This window comes from Agrococcus sp. HG114, assembly GCF_024723325.1.
Lineage (GTDB): Bacteria > Actinomycetota > Actinomycetes > Actinomycetales > Microbacteriaceae > Agrococcus.
The window spans coordinates 1-331 of the sequence record NZ_JANQCH010000319.1 but is presented as its reverse complement, the minus strand read 5'-3'; the positions used below and the strand labels follow the sequence as shown (position 1 = coordinate 331).

The window sequence follows — 331 nt, the reverse complement described above, 5'->3', positions numbered from 1 at the left end:
TCTAAATATTCAAAAATACGTTCAGAAGAAGCCATTGCCATTAACAATTGATTGTAAAGTTGACCCAATCTAGAGATTGGTTCCCAGAACATCCCGATATAGAAAGCAAAAGACACGAACTGTCCTAAGGACAGAGAACCACTTTGTATCAAGTGTGCCCCATACCAAAGCAATACTCCTGTACCAACGGCATTTGTAACATCTACAATTGGTCGAAACATCGCACTCTTCTTTGTTGCTAAGCGCCAGGCTTCAAAGTTCTCGTTATTAACTCCATCAAAGAAATCCATATTTTCATGCTCTTGTGTGAAACTTTGTGTGACTCTAATAC

Annotated in this window: 1 protein-coding gene; it reads right to left on the bottom strand. The window is 39.0% G+C overall.

What is annotated here, in order from left to right; translation table 11 throughout:
- On the bottom strand, nt 1-290 hold a 290-nt coding region (locus tag NWP09_RS13415; protein WP_369010431.1), incomplete at its 3' end, for an ABC transporter transmembrane domain-containing protein.
- Nucleotides 291-331 lie beyond the last annotated feature (41 nt).